The following is a 20,706-nucleotide window of genomic DNA, read 5'->3' as shown; positions in this document are numbered from 1 at the left end:
GGTCTTGAACACCGACACGCAACAACAACCAAGCCATTGATTTATAAAGATTTTCTTATCCATGCCTGCAACCACCAGCACGAACCAGCAAGTCGAACACACGCCGATGATGCAGCAGTACCTGCGCATCAAAGCCGAGCACCCGCAGGAGCTGGTGTTCTACCGTATGGGGGACTTTTACGAGCTGTTCTACGACGATGCCAAACGGGCCTCCGAGCTGCTGGATGTGACCCTCACCGCCCGCGGCAAGTCCGGCGGGCAGCCGATTCCCATGGCGGGCATTCCCTATCACGCGGCGGAAGGTTATCTGGCGCGACTCATCAGGGCCGGGGTTTCCGTGGCCATCGCCGAGCAGATCGGTGACCCGGCCACCAGCAAGGGTCCGGTGGAGCGCAAGGTGGTGCGCATCGTTACCCCGGGCACCGTCACCGACGAGGCGCTGCTGAACGAGCGCCGCGACAACCTGTTGGCGGCCACCGTGATGGTGGGCGGCAAGTTCGGTCTCGCGCTGCTGGATGTGGGCACCGGGCATTTCGCGGTACAGGAAGTGGAGACACTTGAGGTACTGATGGAGCAGGTACAGCGCTATAGCCCCACCGAGCTGCTGGTGTCCGAAGACCTGATCCTGCCGACGGAGATCGAACGCCGCGCCGGCCTGCGCCGTCGCGCGCCGTGGGAATTCGATCTGGAGAGCGCCCTGCGGGTACTCAACCGCCAGTTTGGTACCATGGATCTCGAAGCCTTCGGCTGCAGCCATATGCACGCTGCGCTGTGCGCCGCCGGTTGCCTGCTGCAGTATGCCCGCGACACCCAGCGCACCGAGATGCCGCATATCCGCACCCTGCGCACCGAGCGCACGGAAGACACCGTGGCGCTCGACCCGGCCAGCCGTCGCAATCTGGAAATCGACACCAATCTGAATGGCGGTGACGACAACACCCTGCTGTCGGTCTTCGACGCCTGTAAAACTGCCATGGGCAGCCGTCTGCTGCGCCGCTGGCTGAACAACCCGCTGCGCAACCTGCACATCCTGGAGCAGCGCCAGCAGGCCATTGCCGCCCTGATCGCCGATTACCGCTTCGAACCCTTGCGTGAAGCGCTCAAGCCCATTGGTGATATGGAGCGCATCCTCGGCCGCCTGGCCCTGCGCTCCGCGCGCCCGCGGGACCTGTCGCGCCTCGGCATGTCCCTGGCCCAGTTCCCGGAACTGCAGCGCCAATTGAGTGAGACCGACGCCCCCCTGCTCGCCCAGCTTTCCCGCGAAATGGGCGAATGGCCCGAAACGGTGGAACTGCTGGAACGCGCACTGGTGGAGAACCCTCCGGTGGTGATCCGCGAGGGCGGTGTGATTGCCGAGGGCTTCGACGACGAGCTGGACGAGCTGCGCGGTATCAGTGAGAACGCCGGCGACTATCTGGTGCAAATGGAGGTGCGCGAGAAGGAGCGCACCGGCATCCCCACCCTCAAGGTGGGCTACAACCGTGTACACGGTTACTACATCGAAATCAGCCGTGGCCAGAGCGACAAGGCGCCGGCGGACTATATCCGCCGCCAGACCCTGAAAAACGCCGAGCGCTTTATCACCCCGGAACTGAAAGAATTCGAAGACAAGGCGCTCTCCGCCAAGAGCCGCGCACTGGCCCGAGAGAAGTTCCTGTATGAGGAACTGATCACCACCCTGAATGAACACCTCGCAGCACTGCAGAATGCCGCCGCCGCGGTATCCCAGCTGGACGTGCTGGCGAATATGGCCGAGCGTGCGGACCAGTTGCGCCTAACCAAACCGGAGCTGTCCAGCCAGCCCGGCATCCACGTGGAGGGCGGCCGTCACCCGGTAGTGGAACAGGTGCTCGACGTGCCCTTTGTGGCCAACGATATCGACCTGCACGAATCCCGCCGCATGCTGGTGATCACCGGCCCGAACATGGGCGGTAAGTCGACCTATATGCGGCAGACCGCGCTGATCGCACTGCTCGCCCACTGCGGCAGCTTTGTGCCCGCAGACAGCGCATGCATCGGCCTGCTGGACCGTATCTTCACCCGCATCGGCAGTGCCGACGACCTGGCCGGCGGCCGCTCCACCTTCATGGTGGAGATGACCGAGACCGCCAATATTCTGCGCAATGCCAGCGAGCACAGCCTGATCCTGATGGACGAGATCGGCCGCGGTACCAGCACCTACGACGGCCTGTCTCTGGCCTGGGCCTGCGCCCACTTCCTGGCCGACAAGGTGCGCGCGTTCACCCTGTTCGCCACCCACTATTTCGAGCTGACCGAGCTGCCGGCCCAGTGCCCGGAGGCCACCAATATCCACCTGAACGCCACCGAACACGGCGACTCCATTGTGTTCCTGCACCGTATTCAGGAGGGGCCGGCGTCCAAGAGCTACGGCCTGCAGGTGGCCAAACTGGCCGGTATTCCCCAGGAGGTGCTGGACGAGGCCAAGGCCCGCCTCGCCGCCCTGGAAGCGGGTCACACCACCCGCGATTCCGGTCCCGGCGCCCCGGCGGCACCCCCGGCAGCACCCCCGGCGCCGGCACCTAAGCCACCAGAAGCGCCCAAGGCAAAACCCCAGGCCCCCGCCCAGGTGGACCTGTTCGGCAGTGCCCCGCACCCGGCAGTAGAAGCGCTGGAAGCCCTGGACCCGGATGAACTGACTCCACGCCAGGCGCTGGAACAGCTCTACGCCCTGCGTAAACTGTTATAAGCACCCAACCAATTCGACTCAAAAGCCACTACAATTCGCGCCAGTTATTGCTAAAATCCGCTGCTTTCAGAATCGGGCACAGCGCCAGTAAGGGGCTGGCCCGGCAGCGGCAACGCGCAGCACTATTGATAGCACTATCGAGGGACAAGCATGACATTCGTAATTGGGGAAAACTGCATCAAGTGCAAATACACCGACTGTGTGGAAGTTTGCCCGGTAGACTGCTTCTACGAAGGCCCCAACTTCCTGGTGATCCACCCGGACGAGTGTATCGACTGCGCCCTGTGTGAGCCCGAATGTCCCGCCAACGCCATCTTCTCCGAAGACGAGGTGCCGGAGGATCAGCAGGAATACATCGAACTGAACGCAGAACTCGCCGAAGTATGGCCGAACATCACCGAGAAAAAAGACTCACTGCCCGATGCCGCGGAGTGGGATGGTGTGAAAGGCAAGCTGCAGTATCTGGAGCGCTGAGTACCCACAGGTAAATAAAAAGCCGTCTTTTCAGACGGCTTTTTTGTTTTCCGGAGATTAAGCCCCTCGTTCTTGTCAAATGAAATCCCCTACCGTTTCCCTGAAGTAACCAAGTACAGACGAATTGTTTATGTCTACCATGAAATCCCTACGCGTTCTGCTGCGCCGCACCATGGCCATCGCCGTGCTGGCGATCCCGATGGAAGCCACCTCCGGTGAAGATCGTCGTATTGCCCTCGCCTTCGACGACGGCCCCAGCTCCAGCAGCAACGAAGCATTGCTGAACGAACTGGAACGCCTGGAGATCAAGGCCACCTTTTTTCCGGAAACACTGACCCTGAAGAACGAAAAAAACAACGCGCAGAAACGCGGCAAAGGCAAAACCCCAAAAAGCCGGGAAATCGCCTCCGCCAAAGCACAGCGCGAAATTGACGGCGCCAAGAGGATCCTGCGCAACCTGGGTGAACGCAACCCCAACCTACTCGCCCCGTCTTTTGCACGGTTGCCTGAAGCGTATGAACAGGACAGCGCAAATTATTGGAACTTCCCCGGCGACACGCTGGCAGACCTGGACGACCCCCAGGAAATTGCCGATTTGCTGGTGGAAAACGCCTTCCCGGGGGCGGTGGTGATACTGCACCCGCTGTATAACCAGCGCGAGCAAATTCTCCGGGCACTGCCATTGATCAATGAACGGTTGAAGGCCGAGGGTTATGAATTCGCTACACTCTCGGAGCTGCCATACAAACTCACGTAAGTTTTCTCCCTAGCGAGACAATGAAGGCCACCGTTTGGTGGCCTTCATTGTCGGATAATCATTTACTTGGAAATGATTACAGAACTCCCGCTTTCAAAGTCCAGCTGTTTCAGCTTGTTGAAATAGGTTCCCAAAAGCTGACCTTCCGAGGTTACATCGAGATTGAACACTCCATCCGGCACCTGCTTGGACTCCGCATTACACGCGTCAGCAGCGAGATCTACACGAGCCAGATTGTCACTGACCACCCACAGACTTCCGGAGGTCTTATCTAACAGCAGATCCTGGGCGGTACTGTGATCCGGGTCTATCCCCTGAGTAATAGCCGCATCGCGACACCCCCCAAGCATGCTGGTGAGCGTTCGACTTTCCAGATCGTAATGGAAGAGATCTCCTTTGGACTGCTCCAGAATATAAAGAGCATTATTTTCGGCATTCAATGCAACATCAACCGGTGCCGGTAACTCTTCCGCAGACTGCATGAGTGTATCTACAGCGCCGGTGGCGAGGTCCACCGTCAGCACGCCATGTGCATAGGCATCCGTAACCAGTAATCGATTATTCGCACTGTCCAGTGTCGCACCGGTAAAGCCGAACACATTCATTCGGCAGTCTTCTCCTGGAGCATTACCTCCGACCAGACGGGTCCAGGTTCCATCTTCAGGATTCACACTGAAAATATCATTCACATACACCGCATAGAGGCGATTACGCGCTTGGTCTCGGACCACTTCCTGGGAAATTTGATGACAATTAAAATCAAACTGGCTCAGAACTCGCCGGTTTCCGTTCTCCAGATCCACTTCAAACAAGTAGCCACCACTGTAGGCATCCTCAAGTAGATAGGCCTTACCCGCGTTTTCATCCAGTGCAATTCCGCGCGGAACTGACAAGCGCTTGCCAGAACCAACACCATTGCCTGCAAATTCCGATCTCGCTCCCGTTTGCGTATTGACGGCAAGCACATAATCAAAATCTGAATCGGCAATCAACAGACGATTATTGGCCTCATCCAGGCCCACGGATCGAATCTGATTGATATTGAAAATGGATTCTTCCGCTTCCAGAGAAAGAGTACTGACCGTTCCACTTTCAAGGTCAGCTTTCACAATGCCATCGTAACCGGCCATAAATGCGGAAGTACTGGCAGAATCAACAGCAATTCCGGCCAAAAACAGGGAGGAAGATGGCGCGACATCGTTGATCACTGAACCATCCAGGGTCAACTTGCGCAAAGAGTCGTCCCACTCGCCCCAGAATTCGCTGAACACCAACAAACCATCTTGCGTCAGCGCCATTTCGTCAGATGCAAGCCTCTGCTTGTCCGCCGCTTGCCCGTCTACAACCGTAATGAAGCTTTCACTGGCAAAATCGTAGCGCACGACCACGGACTTGTTCTGGGAGTAGTCTTCCGCAGAAAAATACTTCAATAACAGATAAAGAGACGTTTCGTCTTCAGTGATTTCGATTTTTTTCAGCTGTACGAACGACCACTCGGCGGAATCGAAATCGAGATTGTGGATTTCGAGTTGGGACTTCACACCGGTTTCCAAAGAAATACTGGAGAGTGTTAGCCAGCTGCCACTCACTTGCCCGCATACAACCCGGTCTTCGCTACTGAGAAATGTCAGCGCATCGCATACCCCGAGATAAGGAACATCAATCGGAGAATAACTGTTATCGTCCAGTCCATAACGAATCAGCTGGTCCCTTTGCGCCTGGCCGACCAGTAATCGCCGGTCAGTATCCAGTGCAAATTGGGTCGGCACCTTACGTTGAATGACCTCGGCAACCCCGGCCTCACCATTCACGTTGCCGCTGTTATCTTCCGTACTCACCACCAGTAATGTGCTGGCCGCTTCGGCCAGAGGAAGATTAACCTCCCACTCCACTTCGTCAGAGTCGGACGCTTGCGTTGAACTGGTGGACTGAAAAGATGACACCGCGGAGCCGGACACCGCCTGCGGACCGGCACTCGTTTTCAGCGTAGCGGCAACCCCATTGACCTTGACGGAACGAACACCATCAATATCGCTGGCGACCCCCTTTACCAGTATGCTGCCATCTTCCGTACGAGAAACCTTCCACGGAAACAGAATAGTTGCCACCGGTGCATCGGAAGCCGAGCCGGACGAACTGCCGCCGGAAGAGCTACTGCTACCCGAAGAGCTGCTGGAGGAACCGCTACCGGAAGAACTGCCCGATGAGCTGCTGGAGGACCCACTACCGGAAGAACTGCTCGATGAGCTGCTTGACGAGCTGCCGGAGGGAGTACCATCGGAAGAGCCGCCGCCTCCCCCACACGCAGTAACAATGATACTCGACAGCACTAGCGCGCTAAGCCTGGCCAGCCCCATATATCCCCCGAAAATGACTTTATATTTAGTTAATAGAACGAAGGATTATGTAGATCCTTTTGGGAACTGACAATGCTCCAAAGACTCGTGTATCGCCTATTGGGATGTCGTTCCCATCTGCGGCGAAAACGAGAATATTTCTATCCGCTTGACGTTTCAGTCACTGCGACCTGGATATTTTTTACTCATGCCGCAACGCCTCAATCGGGTCCAGCTGCGCCGCCCGTCTCGCGGGCATATAGCCGAACAGCACACCGATACCCGCCGAGAACAGGAACGAAATCAGGTTGATGCCCACATCAAAGTGATAGGGCAATCCCATCAGTGCAGCGAGGCTGACGGAGGCAATGGTGGCAATGAGTATCCCCAGCAGGCCTCCCAGGGCCGCCAGTACTACGGCCTCGATCAAAAACTGTAATAACACCTCCCGCTCCAGAGCACCGATAGCGAGACGAATACCGATTTCCCGTGTTCGTTCGGTTACCGATACCAGCATGATATTCATGATGCCAATACCCCCCACCAATAAACTCACCGAGGCAACTGCACCGAGCAGGCCGGTAAGTACCTGGGTGGTACCGGAGAGGGTGTCGGCGATCTGACGGGTATCCAGCACATTGAAATCATCGTCTTCGTGAGCGGCCAATCGCCGTCGCTCACGCATCAGCGTTGTGAGCTGCGCCTTGACGGTATCGATCTGCTCCGCGCTGGCCACGGAGATCATGATGTCGGAAATACTGCGGCGGCTACCGGCGAGCCGGCGCTGCACGGCACCGAGCGGCATCACCACTTTGTCGTCCTGATCGCCCATGGGCGCCTGCCCCTTGGATTTGAGTACGCCGATAATTTCACAGGAGAAATTCTTGACGCGCAGGCTCTCACCCACCGGCACAGACACAGCGCCGTACAGTTCTCTGCGGATAGTTTCCCCGATCACGCACAGCGTTGCGCCACTGCTTGCTTCCTGCTCGGAAAAGAAGCGCCCGGCGGCAAGTTCCCAACTGCCGGCAACAAAGTAATCCGCAGTGGTACCCACCACTTCCGTGGACCAGTTTTTGGAGTAGGCCACGACGGTGCTGTTGACTTCGATTTCCGGAGCCACCGCGGCAATACCCGGGATGCGTTCGCGAATGGCTTCCACATCACTCAGCTTGAACGGGGGCGGGCCACTGGCACCGGCGCTACCGGGTGGACCGCGACGAAATCGCGCCTGGCGCAGCATCAACAGATTACTGCCAAGGTTTTCCACCTGCTGGCGCACGGACTCGGTAGCACCATTACCGAGTGTCACCATGGTAATCACCGCGGACACACCGATGACGATGCCGAGCACCGTGAGAAAGGAGCGCAGAATATTGCGGCGCACTTCGCGCACCGCCAGCAATAAACTACTCCACAGCATGGTGGCGCTCCCGCTTCAATCCCGCGGTCTGTTCCTGTTCTTCGTCGCGCGCGACCAGCCCATCCACAAAATGCACCACACGGCGGGCGTAGGCCGCCATGTCTTCCTCATGCGTGACCATCAGTACCGTAATACCGCTATCGCGGTTGAGAGATACCAGTAACTCCATGATTTCGTGGCTGCGACGGGTGTCCAGGTTGCCGGTGGGTTCGTCCGCAAGTAGCAGTGTTGGATTCGTGACGATCGCGCGGGCAATAGCCACGCGCTGCTGCTGACCGCCGGAGAGTTCCGCAGGCGTGTGGTGCTCCCAACCCGCAAGGCCGACCTGCGCCAGCGCGCGTTTGGCTGCGGCCGCGCGCACGTCGGCGGGTTCGCCTCGATACAGCAGTGGCAGTTCGACATTTTCCTGTGCGGAAGTGCGAGCCAGCAGATTGAATCCCTGGAAAACAAAACCGAGAAAATGTCGACGCAGCAGCGCGCGCTCATTGCGCGACAGCGCCTCGACGCTCACATCGCGAAAGCGGTAACTGCCAGTGGTGGGTACATCGAGACAGCCGATGATGTTCATCACCGTAGATTTACCGGAGCCACTGGGCCCCATCACCGCGACAAAATCCCCTTCGCTCACTTTCAGGTCCACACCGCGAAGTGCCTGGAAGGCAACGCCACCCTGACCATAGCTTTTGGTGACTCCGGAAAATTCCAGCAGTGCACTCATCCGCGCGCTCCCGCTATTCCCGTCACCACCTGTGCCCCCTCCTGCAGGGGGCCACCGACAATTTCCGTGTGGCGACCGTCGCTTACGCCAGTGCGCACGCGCACGGGCTTGAGCTGGCCATTTTCCAGTATCCAGACGTGACGCGGACCGCGGTTCTGCAGCGGTGGTGCTCCTTCCGGTTGATTGCGGTTGCGCGGCCCTCCAAAACGGCGCGGACCGGGCATCAGCTGCGCGAGCATACCGCTGCGTTCGCTGTTGCGTTCACCGCCGCGATTGCCCGGACGCTCTCCGGGAGCGCCTCCTGCACTACGCGGCTCGCCCTCTCCACGCGGAGCGCGAAGAAACGCCCCCGCCTCACCCGCTTCCGGCTCCGGCATCAACTCCGCCGGCGGCGTAAAGCGCAGCGCGGCGTTGGGCACCAGCAACACATTCTGTTTGGATTCGGTAACGATGGTGGCGGTAGCTGTCATGCCCGGACGCAGGGTCTGGTCCGGATTTTCCACCGACAGCAGAGTGGAGTAGGACACGACGTTGTCGACGATGCTGGAACCCAGGCTTACACGGGTAACTTCCGCCGGATACTCGCGTCCCGGCCAGGCGTCAACACTAAAACGCGCGGCGAGGCCCCTGTCCATCTGGCCAATATCCGCTTCATCCACACTCACTTCCAGTTCCATTTTCGACAGGTCTTCGGCAAGGGTGAAGAGTGTGGGCGCGGACAGTGAAGCGGCAACCGTCTGCCCCGGCTCTACCACCCGCGACAGCACCACTCCGTCGATGGGAGAAATGATGATGGCCTTGGCGAGGTTGGTTTCCGCAGTGGCGAGGTCCGCCTGGGCGGATTCTACATTCGCCTCCGCCACCGCGAGATCGGCACGCGCGCGACGGTCGGCGGCTTGTGCGGATTCCAGTTCCGCCTGCGCCGGCAGGCGGCCCTCCGTCGCCACCTTCAGTTCCTGCAGGCGCTTCAGGTTTTGCGCGGCTTCGATCTGCGAGGCCTCCGCCTGCTGGCGGCGGGCCTTGGCGGAATTGAACGCAGCCTTGCTCTTGCGCACCTGATCCTGCCATTGCACGGTGATCAGACGGGCCAGTTCCTGACCTTTCTTGACGTGATCGTTGTAGTCCACGGAGACGGTTTCCACCGTGCCCGACACCTCGGTACCAATATCCACCTGGTTAAGTGGCTGCAGGTTGCCGGTGGCGGTGATCGTCACTTCGAGATCGCCGCGACTGATCATTGCGGTGGCAAATTGCGGAGCACCACCGCCACCGGTAAAGCCCCACAGGGTCCAGACGCCGGCTACCGCGACCCCAACGCCCGCGGCGATCCAGATTTTGCGCGGTTTATGGGTGGAGGCGCCTGCGGCGTTGCTGTTGCGCCCGAACAGTCCAGACAGGAAACTCCGTTTACCGGACGCGTTCAGCATCTCGCGTACAGATCCGTTACTCTTCAAGTTGTTCTCCATGTTTCTTTCTGCCTCCCGGGCCTCACCAGCTGCCGCCGAGGGCTCGGTAAAGGCCAATGGCGGCGAGAGAGTTCTCAGCACGCACCTGCAATACACCCTGCTCCGCGCTCAGTACCTGGCGCTCGGCATCCAGCACCGTCTGGAAATCCACCGCCCCAGCCTGATAGCGGGTAAACGCCAGCTGTCGAGTGTCACGAGCGAGATTGAGGTTTTCCGTCAGTTGCGAGATGCGGCGCTCGCTGCTCTCGAGTGTGGCGAAGGCATCGGCCACTTCCGCCAATGCCGCGAGCAGGGTTTTTCGGTAGCTGTTCACCGCCTGATCGTACTGAGCATCGCGTACGGTAACCTGCTGTTTGAGCCGGCCGCCGTTGAACAACGGCACGCTGATGGAACCGAGGAGTGAGCGCGCCATGCTGGTGGTGTCGAACAGATCAACAGCATCCAGACTGCTGAAGTCCAACCCGCCGCCGAGGCGAAAGCTCGGATAGCGCGCGGCTTCCGCGGCATCGCGACGGAAAGCCGCCGCAGTGACATTGTGCTCCACCGCTCGCAGATCCGGGCGGCGGCGCACCAGGTCCGCGGCAATTTCACGATCGGTGGGGATCAGCGGTTCCGTCACGTAGGGCACACCGGTGGGGAGTTGCAGGCGTGCATTCAATGCTTCCGGCTCTTCACCGGAGAGAATCGCCAGTGCGTGCATAAACTGGCTAACCGCCCTCTCCTGCTCTGGCAATTGCGCCAGCAGCTGGCCAAGACTGAGACGACTTTGGGCGAGTTCCAGCTCACTGTCGAGACCGACCTTGTAGCGGGCCTCGATCAACCCCGCAGTTTCCCGCTGTGCGGCGAGATTGCGCTCGAGAATATCCATTTGTGCCTGCGCTCGACGCAGGTTGATGTAACTGCTGGCGACTTCGGCGGCCAGCGAAATCTGCGCATCCTGCAGGTTGGCGGTGGTCGCCAGGATATCTTCCTCAGCGGCGCGGGCGCTGTCGCGGTTGCCGCCAAACAGGTCCAGTTCCCAGCTGGCACTGAGACCGGCACCGTAGCGACTCTGGTCGTCATTGCGCGATGCCGAACTGCTGCCACTCAGTTCCGGCTTGAGTAAGGCACCGGCGATCACACCCTGGGCGCGGGCCGCGCGCAGGGAGGCCTGGGCACTGCGCATATCCGGATTGGCGGCCAGTGCATCGTCGATCAGGTCCACCATCAACGGATCGTCAAAGCGCTGCCACCACTCCGCAGCAACCGCATCCTGAAACCGGGCGTCGGCTACGGACTCAGAAATGGGGACGCTGGCAGGATCAATTTCCACCGCCGGTGCGATGCCGGCGGCAATACTGAAGAGGATGGCCACTGCCAATGGCAGCGGCCCTGTGCAATGCATTGTCTGATTCACGGCGAGGCCAATGTGTTTATTGGATGGCGATAGAATGCCGCAAACCCGCAAAAAGGCCGCGTTAAGAAGGGTTAACTTTAGGTAATCAAGATTAAGGGCGGCTCGTATCAGAGCCGCCCCAAAGCGCTGTATCCACTCAGCGGCGGGACAAACTTCCAATCAGATGTGATCGCGTACGGCGTTTGTGTCGACTTGGAGTTCCCTACAGTCACTTCTGCTGGCAAATGTCTTCCATTTCAGACCTCCCACCTGTCGTCACAAAAGCCAGTGGCTGGCTTCATGCTGATTACCGTTCTGAATCTTGACGCCGGTGCAGTCGGCGCGAGTGAGTATGGGACCGTGCCTGTCGTAACTCATGGCCGGACCCTCTCTCTTGCTTGGCGACCGTCTGCCACAGCAACTCACGGAGCCCGGATAGCCGTGGGCCCAGTTACTATTGCCTGGACTGACCAATTTGAATCGATGATTCCGATCCTATTGATCGAAACTCACCAACTAAAATTTAGTTGAAAAGTGAGTTTTCGGACTATCGTGGAACCAAAATTTATGGAAAAAATTAACCCTCACATTAATTTCGATTTCAAACCAGGCCTTATAAGACTGTAGAAAATTACCATAGAGCAGGCAACAAAAACATCGATCGCCATTGGTTCACTCAGTCTAAGAAGCCAAAAAATGGGAATAAAAACACCAAATGGCAACCAAAAATTATACAACCAACTTTTCGAAGAAATTTTTTTTCCACCAAACCCAGTGCAAATAAGAAATTCAAAAACTAGAAGCAAGGTCCAATAAAATAGAATTTTCGTGAACTTTAGCGACCCAACCCATAACAATAGATCATGCATAATTATTCGTCCTGAGAAAGTATAGCGTTTGCAGCTGTACTTGTTGTTGTCGCGCCATTTATAGCCAGCCCCGCAGGAGTAATACTCCACCTGACTGCTCGAAAGTCAGACGAATACCTTGGTGTCATTTTTGCTAGATATTTGGGTACAGCAAGTACATTTAGCCCAGCCAAGTCTGCAGTAAGGTTGAGGACTGCATTCGCAGCAACAGCATGCTGATCTGAAAAATCGAAAGCTTCTTGAATAGCGGCTTGAGTTAAATTAAACCCATCACCAGTAGGGCTCATAAATGCAGTAACAGATTCGCCAATATTTGATACCCCCAATACGATTAAAGGAATTCCAATTACACAGCCTGCACCGGTTGCGCAAGCCGCAAGCCCTGCGGCAATCTGACCTGCTCCGCCAATTCCGGTTAGAGCATTGCTCACGTTTTTAGGTTTTACTTTCGAAAGTAGTCCCGAATCCTCTTGTGCAGAGACATCACCCCGAGGCCGGTCCTGCGCCAACTTGCGGTTTTCCCCTGTGCAATCAACGGCTTAGCTTCCACTTTTCCCGGCGCCGCCGGCTCCCTCCCGGCTTTTGGCCCCGACGCGGGTTTTACCTTAGCGGGATGCGGAATCAGTGGCAATGCGCTTTTCCGCTTAGCTGCCCTCCGGGCGCGCCAGCGCCCGAAGGGCAGCCGACAGGCGGCCGGTTCGGCCGCTGCAAGCGGCTAAAGCGGAGGGGCGTTTGCCCCTCCTGGTTGGTCGCTAGAACGGCGGCGCGGCTTCTTCGATGGCTTCGATCAGGTGCCGGCAGTCCTGGCGCAGGTGCTTGACGTAGTGCTGCCATTCGATATCGAGCCGCTCCCACGCCTCGATGACGCCCCAACCTTGCGGCAGGTATTCCATGCGCTCCAGGACGAAGGCGGCGGCGATTAGCTCGCCGGTGCTGGCGCCGGTGGTGCCGGTTTGACGCAGGCTGTTCGCGGTGTTGAGGATTTTGTCCAGCGGATACGGCAGCTGGTTTATTTCATCTTGGGGTTGAGCAGCTGCAGGGCCTCGTCGTCCTCGGACAGCAGCACTTCCATTTTTTGCGCAGTGCTGTGCTTGACCGGCTTGCCGGCCGACGCAGCCAGGGCCGGGATATCGTCCCGCAGTATCTCCACCGCGTGGCGGAAGCTGATGCCCTGGGTTTTCATTACCCAGTCGATCACGCTGCCGCCGGTGTTGCAAGCCCCCAGACAGTGCCACAGGTTGGACTGCGGACTGACCACCAGCGACGGGGTCCGGTCGTCGTGGAAGGGGCAGCGGCCCACCTCGTCCCTGCCGTGCTTCTTCTTCAGCTCGACCCCGAAGGTCTCCACCAGCCGCTCCAGGGACACCTCCGCCTTGATCCGCCCGATCACTTCGTCTGCGATGCGCGCCATGGTTTTCCCCAGTTTTGGCTAAACATTGAAGGACACGGCGGCCAAGCGGGGGCCTGCCCCCAAGCTACAGCGCCAGATCGAGCAGGTGGCCCTGCTGCCCAAGGCCAAGCAAAAGTTTGTCAGCGAGATGCTGGAGACGGTTATCCAGCAGGCGTCTCACTGACTCCATCGCCAGATACGGCAAAGCCCCGGCAGAACAACCTCCCGGGGCTTTGAGATTTTAATTGGCGGGTAAAAGAAGGCTACCCTACCGACTGCGATTACGAGGTTCAATAGGCTTAATGGGAGCTAGCAGCATTGCCAACCCTCCAAACAATATTGCCGCCGCCAGCCATAAAATTACCGCATGACCAATGCTTACAAAAAAGATTAAGTAAAACAGCAATGTGCCCAGCCCTGCTGCGACAAGATTAATTAGCAAGCCGTATCCACGCGAATAATTATATTCAGTCGCGCATTCTGTGCAGCGCACGTTACGCCCCTTCCTCATAAATATCTTGGCTAGAAGCGGGATACCATCTTTGCCACAACTTTTACATTTCAGCTTAATCATTCTGCCTCCTACTGACTCCCGTAAACGCCGTGGGTAATAACATCAATAGGATTACTCATCCCATTTTCAATTGCTCTTATCCCGCCGCCAAGACTGGCCGTGGTTTGCAGAGAAATACCAAGCACAAATGTTGCTACGGTCCCTCCAGCGCCTGCCGTATAGAAAGGCAGGCTTAAAGTAGCAGAGGTCCCAAGATTCGCGGCAAAACGCCCTCCGAAATAACTTGGATTATTTTGGACCATTTCGCCAAATTGCTTTAATGCTATATCGCGAGCACTAACAACTTCCCCGTTGTATGTAATCTGTAAGCCCTGAGAGATAGCCCTAACCCCTGCCATAAGTATTCCGTGAGAAACCCTTGCACGCGCTTGCGCTTCTGGCCCGTTTGCGCCAGCCAAGTCATCGAGGTGAGAGAGGAACTTCGCCTGATCAGAAAAGTACTGCTTAAAGCCGTCTATAAAGCCGCCCTCTTGTGCAACACACTCTCCCGCTGTGTTAAACGACCCTCCCCCGCAAACCTGAACTTCTTCCGTTTGCGTATTATCTTCCTTCATGGAAGAGCTAATTGCTATCTCCTCACCCGGTGTCCTGAGATTATCGTAGTAGCTGCCGTACTCACGCATAACATCATGCCACGAAATTTCACTAAACCCGCTGCCCACTTGGCTGCCCAAAACATAGACATCCCAGCCGTCGCTGCTTCGACCACCTCCTGCATCAGGGAACTTCTGGCGGATGCCCATGTACCCGCTGGGATCAGTGAAGTTAACCGGACTGTTAAACACATAACTGTACCGATTCCAGCTCTGACTATTCGACGGCGCCTGTACAAACGGATCCGAACTCAGGAAACGTCCCAGAACCGGGTCATACAGGCGTCCGTTCATATGGATCAGACCGGTGCGATCCAGATGCTCATGGCCCGTGAACCCCCGCTTCGTAGTCAACCCCTGAGAACTGAGTATGGTTTCCAGATCATTAGCACTTATCTCGCTCTGCCAGGTGGAATCACGACGAGACCCGAAGGCATCGAAGCTACTGCTCAGAATGACGTTTCCTGACTCGTCAGTAACTTTCTCTACAGAACCAAGATGATCCCGATGAATGTATTCGAATGTACCAACAGATACACCAGCCAAATAGGTAAGCGCAATATGTTGCACGCTACTTTCGATCTGAACCTTTTGAATACGCTGGTAATCAGGATCGTTTGCAGGAAGGAGATCCTCATAGTTTCCTACTATAAACGCTTTTTCCGAATGCACTGACTGGCTTGATTCATCCCACCATGCACTTTCACGATAGAACCGCTGACCGTTCGGGCCATACTTAAAACGGTCTCTTGCCGTTGGCGTTTGTGTCGACTTGGAGCTCCCCACGGTCACTTCTGTTGGCAAATGTCTTCCATTCCAGGTCACCCACTTGTCGTCACCAGAGGCGGCATCATAGGTAGTAATGGCACCATTATTGTCATAGTAGAGGTTATAGGCAGCACCATCGACAGACACGTAACTGACGGCATTACGGCCGGCATTGCCTCCCTGACCATACTGATAACCACTGACATTGGTATCCGAGGCATTGCTGCTTGTTTTCGCCAAAATATTCCCTAACTTGTCATACTGAGTAGAGAGCGTACGCACTAAGGTACCGTCGATTCGAGTTTCCGAATTTTTGAGCCGATTGATCGAGTCGTATACGAATTCTTCCCGCCTTTCGGTTCCCATTGAGGAGACCCGGCTCTCTAAAGTACCGTTGGTACGCCATTCATAGCTATTGTTCTGGATTGCAGCTGAACCCAATGTGGCAATGGATTCTAACTGACCGGTCATTGGATTGTAGGTGCGGCTTGTCGCAACATTATTGCCATAGAATTCTTCGACAGACTGACCGCTCGCAGAGGTATCCGTGATTTTTTTGAGCAATGAATCTCCATCGGTGATGGTTTCCAGGTAGCCTGCTGCATTGTATTGATAGTGCGCTTCGATTCCGCTTGGATAAGTAATCGCCTGCAATCGCCCCGCGCCGTCATAATCGTAGTCATGCCGGTAGGTTCTGGTTAATCCGCCTGCAATAAGGGTCGTCGTTTTATAGTCCAGTTTTGAATTTACGTAAAAATAACTTTCACGGAAAACGTCTGACCCACCCTCTTGATAGATGACGCTATCGAGCTCCCCAACTGCACCTTCAGGGTCAAAGTTCCAGGTGGCTACACCATCGGCATCCGTTATTTCGATCAAGCGTCCCAACTTGTCATAGCGATAGTCGGTTTCCTGAAGCTCTCCGTCAGTCTGATTCCAAAGTTCATTCAGTGCGGTGTAAATTGTAGTTATCGTGCCAAAATTCGGATCATTCAGTGAAACTCTATTTCCGGCGGAGTCATACCCGAAACTTGATTTCGTGGAAGCGTCTCCATTAATTTCAACATTTTTCAAAAGACCCATTCCATCATATTCAAAAACTGTGGATATCTGGTCTGAAGTACCAAATGCGTCTATAGTTTTAACCAGATCACCGGTGATATCGTAGTAAGAAACCTTCGTTTGCGTCTCTTCAAAATTACCCGCGTGGTTATAGATATCTTCTTCAATCGCGACTTTCACCTGTCCTTCAGAAGCCAAAGGAGTAAAGGTTGCTCTGACCTCACCCCCACCCGGTTTCTGAACCGTTTCAATTCGATTTCGAATATCGTACTTGTAAATCGAAATAGGCTTTGCACCACCTACAAAATAAGGCTCGGTTTCCAGGTAAAGCCGACCGGTTTCATCGTAATTGTATTCTTTCCTAGACTTCTTGCTCCCATCAAAAGATTCAATATCTAGCTGTACCGGTCGCCCCAGAATATCAAAGTACCGCTCAGAATAAGGAGTAATGGATGAACTCGTTGTGACTTTGTATGCCGCAATTAAACCGTTGTACACCGGACAATCTGAAGAACTGCAAATACTATAGTCAGTTAAAAATTGAACACCATCCAAGTTTTTTCGAGAAATCTCCCGACCAAATCCGTCATACTGACTTTCAGTGAACTTTGAGTTTGCATTTGTTATTTTCTTAGGGGCGCCAAAACGTGCGTCGTAGGTAACGGTAATTGGCTGATCCAATGCATTTGTCAGTGTCCCTGGATATCGCGCATCTATATAGTCGCTTGCGGTAGATACTCTTTCTTCGACATTAACCCCTGAAGACGTCTCAGTAGATATATTGCCAAAACCATCATATGTATAGGTGGTGGTAAGCTCCAGTTCTGAGTTTCCAGGGAAACGTGTAACACTTTCGACCTTGTTACTATTTTGATACGGCAAAGCGGTAACAACCTGACTGCGGTCGTGAGCTATATCACTTGTCCCATCGTAGTGGTTTACTGCTTTCCCACTAACAAACCCGATCACCCAGGGCAATACGCGATTATTTAATGTGAATACACTCTCCGTTGTCCGCTCTACCCCTGAAAGCGTTGCGAGCTGAACATCACCCCAGGCACCTTGATCGGCATTAAATTGTGCATTTTTCGAATAGATTTTTCTATGCACTTCGCCGTCAACAAATTCGCCATAGCCGGCTTTCGCTTCTTTGGTTAGACTGGTCTCTTCGGCGATGTACCCAATAACCTCGTTACCTTCAATCTGGGTTTGCAGCTTCTGCTTGACAAACGGATACAAAGTGACACCGGCTTCTACATCAAGTGTTAGCGATTGATGATGGAACTGCTGAGACGTCAGGATTTGGAGGCTGTCGTCAAAATTTCCCTCATACTGCTCGATACGAGCTACCTTGCCCATATATGGGAAGTCTGAACGAAACTGCTTATATGTTACGATGCCGGTCTCATCATCGGCGATCTTTTGCGCATAATATCCAAGAAAACCCCAGTGATTATTACTGACTAGACCTGTTCCCTGGTAGCTATATCGCGTGACATGCCAACCATTGGCGAATCCGTTCGACCGACGTACCTCGGTGACAACACATCGATAATCACCATTTACCGGTGCCAGCAGCTTGGTACCTGCCGGTATTACACCTTCACCAAACGGTCTTTCACCAAATAGCCCGTCAACGGATCCTTCACGCATCATCGCGTGATGGAATTGAGTCGTCTTACCCAGCCCATCCGTAACTTCACCAACACCCGTTTTGAAATCAATCGGGTTTTCGCCATCCGGATCTAACCAGCTAATTGACAAAGGCTCGAAACACTCAGAGGTTTGCCCAAGCTCATCGTAGCCACAAAGCTGGACATATTTCAAGCGACGGTACTGTTCCGTATCCGGTTCGGTAATTAATCGATATTCACGCACCAATTTTTCATCGAGACTTACTTTGATATGGTGCAGTAAAACCAGTTGCTCCTGTTCAATTTCTCCGTGATTCAACGGCTGAGGGGGAGCATCATTCCTGGTACCATAGAAAAACTCAATTTTCGCGTCACCATTCTGGCCGTAAGTAATTTCCAGTGGATAGTTAATCCCTTCAACGGTGTCACGATGGTAGAGATAGTTAACTTCATTACCGAATGAGTCCAAGACCTTGTTTAAGGTCCAGCCAAAATGTACTGAATTACCAGCTTTCAAGCGGCTATCAGGAGTCTTTCCGTACTCCTTGATTTCACCGTTTGGCTCAGAAACCTGGAACCAGGTTTTTCCATTGAGAACCTTCAACTCAATCAACCGAAAACTATCACGCAAAGTCCTGTACCGTGCTCCTGACTGCCAGTGTGTTCCGGAAACAAGTACTAAAGGCTCACCATCCAAACAGATGGAGTCCGTCGAATCGAGTTCGATAGAATCTGTCTCCGGGCGATTTTTCACACAGCGGCGAATAGCGCTCATCCCGGAAATCTGCCATCCATACCCCAAGATATCCTCGGGCAACACCTCGTTATTGCGTTGTCTATAGCGTGCACCAGAATAGTGGATACCAACACTTGGCATCAGCCCATTAACACCAGGAGCAGCTTGTATCGGCACGGAAACAACCGCATCTCCCTGATAGGTTACGCCAGCATCGTACTCTATGCTTCCCGGACTTGTGCCCGGAGCCAACGAAACGGCGGGCGAAACGCCATCCAGATTATGAACGTCAATCCAGGGAGTTGTAGCCCATGAGGTTGCACAAGCATCAACGTTACAACCCTTCACCCGATACTGGTACTTATCCGCTACATCCCCCCGTGCTTCAAAAATACGACTTAGTGGACCTCCGGTAGGTTCGATGTCCTGCCACCCATTAGTTCCACAAGTCGCAGTTCCCGATTTGCATTGTCGCTGTAACTCATAGGATGTCACGGTTCCCGACGGTAATTTCCAGCGAATATCGTAATCGCCATAATCACTGTCTTCCGGTAATGCTTCAAACGAAGCATTACCCGGTAATGGAAGTGGTATATCAACTGGAACTGTTTTAGTCGGAGACCACCCACCGCATCCTTTTGCATTGCAAGCGCGCGCTCGGAAACTATAAGTACCCTCAGCACCAGCAGGTAGAGTGATTACTTTAAGGTTGCTTGTCCCATTGTCTGTTATGCTGTTATCCGATTTAGTACAGCTTGCATCTCCCCACGCAGATTGCCCCGGGATCTTGCATTGGAGCTCATACTTAGAAATAGGATCAAATTGACCAGAAATGGAGCTCCATGCGACCTGAAAGGTGGTCGTTTGCGTCCCTGCTCCCGGTTGGGTAAATGTACCGAGCTGATCAGGCTTGCGGTTAACTGTTATAGTGCTTGAGTATATGTAATCGCCCCAATTGGTCGTACTTCCTACTGTGGTGAAAGCGCGAACACGATATCTATAGGTACCATCATCCAGCTGCCCTGATGATGGGACTTGAATGGATCGTGTGGAAGTGTTGGATTGTCTATAAATTTCTCCCCAACTGGGCCCACTGTTTGCCTGCTCCTCAACCTGGTAGCCGGTAATTTTTGGTGGAGTGGGCGATGCTCCCCAGTTGAATTTAAACTGACCATTTCGGTCTGTGGATCCACTTGTTATCTCGGAAAAACTGGCACTAGTGGGCGTATTAGGTTTAAGAGCTACATCCACATAATGTAATGCCGACTGTTCTCCGGCCGGCTCCATGCAAGTTCCCTTGTAGAACTGCAGGCACGTTGTCGCAACAGTCAGCTTAAAAACATAGCTTCCGGACTCACCAAGAGATACATCTTGGTGATTTTTTCCCAATGTGTTCCAGTTACCTACCACCGTCGACCCATCCAGTGTCAAATAGAGTCTAGATGTGTATCCGCTATTCCCCTCCAGATTTATCCGGAACTGACCGGTGGTGTGAGTTGTTGGTCCCGATAATCCGACGGCCAGTGCCGAGCCAGAAGAACACAACAATAGGAATGCCGAAAATTTTCTTAGTATTTTTTTCACTTACTTAACCCAATGGATACCGGCCGAGACTAGCAGGCTACTTCCCCAGTTTTATTTGGTCGCGATGCTAGCACCACCCATAGGGAAATGAAGTACAGCAAGTTCAATTTGAAATTTTGTATGCAGCCAAGATTCCTAATCCCTTGAAAAATATTTTCTCGGATTCTCGGCCAAGTAAATCAATCTCCTCAGGTCTTATAAAGTTTTTCAGGCTTAGCACTTCAAACAGCCATTAGCTGA

General features: G+C 54.6%; 14 protein-coding genes. 4 read left to right on the top strand and 10 right to left on the bottom strand.

What is annotated here, in order from left to right:
- Window positions 1-61 precede the first annotated feature (61 nt).
- The 3 genes from mutS (at window position 62) to C3938_RS13670 (ending at window position 3,938) form a co-directional block, all read left to right on the top strand.
- Window positions 62-2,707: a DNA mismatch repair protein MutS gene (mutS, locus tag C3938_RS13680; RefSeq protein WP_105103823.1), complete on the top strand. Its 2,646-nt coding sequence runs from the start codon at window positions 62-64 to the stop codon at window positions 2,705-2,707.
- A gap of 150 nt (window positions 2,708-2,857) precedes the next feature.
- The gene (gene fdxA / locus C3938_RS13675; RefSeq protein ID WP_105103822.1) at window positions 2,858-3,181 is read left to right on the top strand and encodes a ferredoxin FdxA; all 324 of its coding nucleotides are present in this window, start codon (window positions 2,858-2,860) and stop codon (window positions 3,179-3,181) included.
- A gap of 130 nt (window positions 3,182-3,311) precedes the next feature.
- Entirely contained in the window at window positions 3,312-3,938 is a 627-nt protein-coding gene (locus C3938_RS13670; protein ID WP_105103821.1) for a polysaccharide deacetylase family protein, read from the top strand.
- A 62-nt stretch (window positions 3,939-4,000) separates the two neighbouring features.
- On the opposite strand, the gene C3938_RS17935 is transcribed toward C3938_RS13670, so the two are convergent.
- The 8 genes from C3938_RS17935 to C3938_RS13640 all read right to left on the bottom strand — a co-directional run bounded on the left by C3938_RS17935 (window position 4,001) and on the right by C3938_RS13640 (window position 13,536).
- On the bottom strand, window positions 4,001-6,046 hold the full coding sequence (locus C3938_RS17935) for a hypothetical protein (RefSeq protein ID WP_158681705.1): 2,046 nt from the start codon (window positions 6,044-6,046) through the stop codon (window positions 4,001-4,003).
- A gap of 430 nt (window positions 6,047-6,476) precedes the next feature.
- Window positions 6,477-7,697 carry an ABC transporter permease gene (locus tag C3938_RS13660; protein WP_105103820.1) on the bottom strand — a complete coding sequence of 407 codons (1,221 nt, stop codon included), beginning with the start codon at window positions 7,695-7,697 and terminating at the stop codon, window positions 6,477-6,479.
- Entirely contained in the window at window positions 7,684-8,415 is a 732-nt protein-coding gene (locus tag C3938_RS13655) for an ABC transporter ATP-binding protein (RefSeq protein ID WP_105103819.1), read from the bottom strand. The genes C3938_RS13660 and C3938_RS13655 overlap by 14 nt, the downstream gene beginning before the upstream one ends.
- On the bottom strand, window positions 8,412-9,881 hold the full coding sequence (locus tag C3938_RS13650) for an efflux RND transporter periplasmic adaptor subunit (RefSeq protein ID WP_199775611.1): 1,470 nt from the start codon (window positions 9,879-9,881) through the stop codon (window positions 8,412-8,414). Before C3938_RS13650 ends, C3938_RS13655 begins: the two co-directional genes overlap by 4 nt.
- Window positions 9,882-9,903: 22 nt before the next feature.
- Window positions 9,904-11,265, bottom strand: a complete 1,362-nt coding sequence (locus C3938_RS13645) for an efflux transporter outer membrane subunit (protein WP_105103818.1) — start codon at window positions 11,263-11,265, stop codon at window positions 9,904-9,906.
- A gap of 862 nt (window positions 11,266-12,127) precedes the next feature.
- Window positions 12,128-12,556 carry a hypothetical protein gene (locus tag C3938_RS17930; protein ID WP_158681704.1) on the bottom strand — a complete coding sequence of 143 codons (429 nt, stop codon included), beginning with the start codon at window positions 12,554-12,556 and terminating at the stop codon, window positions 12,128-12,130.
- A 321-nt stretch (window positions 12,557-12,877) separates the two neighbouring features.
- A complete protein-coding gene (locus C3938_RS17925) occupies window positions 12,878-13,018 on the bottom strand; it encodes a hypothetical protein (protein WP_158681703.1) in 141 nt (46 codons plus the stop codon).
- A 116-nt stretch (window positions 13,019-13,134) separates the two neighbouring features.
- Complete coding sequence (locus C3938_RS13640; RefSeq protein ID WP_105103817.1) at window positions 13,135-13,536, bottom strand: CHC2 zinc finger domain-containing protein; 402 nt, start codon at window positions 13,534-13,536, stop codon at window positions 13,135-13,137.
- 25 nt (window positions 13,537-13,561) lie between these two features.
- Between C3938_RS13640 and C3938_RS18105 the strand changes: the two genes are divergently transcribed.
- Window positions 13,562-13,699 carry a hypothetical protein gene (locus tag C3938_RS18105; protein WP_199775610.1) on the top strand — a complete coding sequence of 46 codons (138 nt, stop codon included), beginning with the start codon at window positions 13,562-13,564 and terminating at the stop codon, window positions 13,697-13,699.
- An 84-nt stretch (window positions 13,700-13,783) separates the two neighbouring features.
- On the opposite strand, the gene C3938_RS17920 is transcribed toward C3938_RS18105, so the two are convergent.
- Together C3938_RS17920 and C3938_RS13635 are read right to left on the bottom strand one after the other, a co-directional pair.
- Entirely contained in the window at window positions 13,784-14,089 is a 306-nt protein-coding gene (locus tag C3938_RS17920; protein WP_158681702.1) for a hypothetical protein, read from the bottom strand.
- Window positions 14,090-14,097: 8 nt separating this feature from the next.
- Window positions 14,098-20,466 carry an RHS repeat-associated core domain-containing protein gene (locus C3938_RS13635; protein WP_158681701.1) on the bottom strand — a complete coding sequence of 2,123 codons (6,369 nt, stop codon included), beginning with the start codon at window positions 20,464-20,466 and terminating at the stop codon, window positions 14,098-14,100.
- Between the last annotated feature and the right edge of the window lie 240 nt (window positions 20,467-20,706).

The organism is Microbulbifer pacificus, assembly GCF_002959965.1.
Taxonomy (GTDB): Bacteria; Pseudomonadota; Gammaproteobacteria; order Pseudomonadales; family Cellvibrionaceae; genus Microbulbifer; species Microbulbifer pacificus_A.
Note: the sequence above shows the minus strand (reverse complement) of the source record. Positions and strands in the feature narration are given on the sequence as shown.